Source organism: Anaerococcus sp. C0059F3 (assembly GCF_056590475.1).
The window spans coordinates 1-2,256 of record NZ_JBWPWE010000022.1 but is presented as its reverse complement, the minus strand read 5'-3'; the positions used below and the strand labels follow the sequence as shown (position 1 = coordinate 2,256).

General features: G+C 36.4%; 2 protein-coding genes. One reads left to right on the top strand and one right to left on the bottom strand.

Annotated elements, in window-relative coordinates:
* Positions 1 to 33: 33 nt before the first annotated feature.
* Complete coding sequence (locus tag AC1EJ5_RS09855; RefSeq protein ID WP_005727505.1) at positions 34 to 1,212, bottom strand: IS256 family transposase; 1,179 nt, start codon at positions 1,210 to 1,212, stop codon at positions 34 to 36.
* Between the two features lie 328 nt (positions 1,213 to 1,540).
* On the opposite strand from AC1EJ5_RS09855, the gene AC1EJ5_RS09850 reads away from it, so the two are divergent.
* The coding region (locus AC1EJ5_RS09850) for an SLAP domain-containing protein (protein WP_479816005.1) at positions 1,541 to 2,256 on the top strand (716 nt) is incomplete at its 3' end.

Genomic DNA, 2,256 nt, shown 5'->3' with positions numbered 1-2,256 from the left:
TCTTTCTCGTAAATTGATTTTTTAATTATTTATTTAATCAAAGTAGGATTCTAAGGTGTCCTGAACCTGACCAAAGCCTTTATGAATTCGATTGAAATAACGGTCATTGTAGCTCATTGCCTGAATGCCAATAAAAGCATCAAGCGACTGTTCAGTTGGAAACTCTGCCTTAGGCTTAGCTTTGCGCTTGATCACATTGTTAAATGATTCAATCATGTTAGTCGAATAAATTGAAGCTCTGATCTGCTTGGGATAGTTATAAAAGACCAGCAGATCTGGTTCTATGTCTTTCAAGCTTCTGATAACATGGCTGTAAACCTTGCCCCATTTGGTATAGAAGTCATGCAGGACAGCTGTGGCTTCTTCTTTGTTTGTCTGTTGATGCACCTGTTTGAATTCGTTCATGATCTTTTCACGATCGTCGACGCGTACTTTAGCGCAGATATTGCGCATGACATGAACCAAACAGCGTTGAAAATGAGCTTTAGGATAAGTCCTGGCCAAGGCTGTTTTCATGCCAACAACACCATCAGAAAGAAAAAGCTCAACTTGCTTTAAGCCTCGGGATTTCATGTTTTGAAGCATATCTGTCCAGACTTCAATGTTCTCGCTAGGCGCAATGCAGTAGTCAATGACCTCCTTGTGCCCATTAGGCTTGATGCCAATGGCAATATAGACTGCTTCACGCTCAAATGTTTCTCGGCGCAAAGGAAGGTATGTCGCATCCAAATAGACGCAGAAAAACTTGTCGCTTAGCTTGCGTTTGTGGTAAGCCTCAACCTTTGGAATCATCTGCTTGGAAATATTTGATACCTGAGCTGGACTGTAATGGCTGCCATACATCTTTTCAATTAGATCGGCTATTTCCCTGGTGGTCACGCCCTTGGAGTAAAGCTTGATAATCATGCTTTCCAAGATATCCGAGTGCTGCTTGTAGTCAGGCAGCGTGTGCTGATGAAATTGACCGTTGCGATCCCGAGGCACTTGCACTTCAATTGGGCCAAATTGCGTATCAACTTTGCGGAAATAAGCACCATTTCTAGAGTTGCCAGTATTCCAGCCATTTCTGGCATAGGGATCATAGCCCAGAAAGGCAGTCAATTCAGCTTCTAACAAGTTATTAACAGCCTGTTGTAGCTCTTTGCGCAATAAATCATTTATTTTGTCTGGATTGAATAGAGCTTGAGCAAAATCTTTGGTAAAATCATTCATGAAGGAGTTCTTCTTTCTGTATGTGTTTTTTTGTTCAAACCAATCATACGAGAAAGGAACTCCTTTTTCTAATGTTTAAAGAAATAAATTTAAGGAATCATTCATCCTTACACAAACTATTTTACAGTCTCCAAATTCAACGAGAATCTATTTCAGTTTATATTTTGTATTAAATGATGCACCTAACTTTTCAATCTTTTACTTTTTTATAAATTTACGAGAGATAAATATAATTCCAGCAAAGAAAAACAGCAGTGAAATGCATTTTCACATCATGTATCATTAATTTAGAAATTGAAATAATGAATATCCGTAGGAGGTAACTAATATGTTACAAAAGAAAAAAGTTGTTAAATTACTATCGACCATTACACTTTCATCCACTCTATTGCTTTCAGCTACAGTTGTTACAAGTAACGAACAAGCTAATGTAGTGGAAGCAAGCACTAAAAATGTAAGACTTACGCATAATGCTTATGTCTATAACTACAAAGGCAACCGTATTAGAGGTGTTAAAAAAAAAAAAAAAGGCAAATATGTAAAAGCCTATCGCACTAAGAAAATACGTGGCACAAAATATTTATACATTGGTAGTCATCACTATATCAGGCTCGCAAATGTGCAAAACACAAAATCAAATTATTTGTTCACTGCAAAAATTACAGATAATGGATTGGGTGAAACATATAAAGCTCCCAATCAATCACCTACTGGCGAATACATTGGAGTCGGACAATCTGTAAAAGTTTATGCTCAAGAAAAAGTTAACGATAAAATTTGGTATAAAATTGGTGATAACAAATGGATACTTGCTACTGACACTGATAAATTTTATACAAAAAGAAATAGTTCCAAAAACTGTCAAAAAGCAGATTCACAAAGTATTACTCAACAAGATAATAATTCGGCTTCAAATGAACAGACGTATTCAAATATCATAAACTCAAACTTTGCAAATGAAACTGAACAATCTTTTGTAACTCAATTAAATGAATTACGTAGATCCAATGGGTTAGCGCCATTAAGCATAGATAATACACTTCA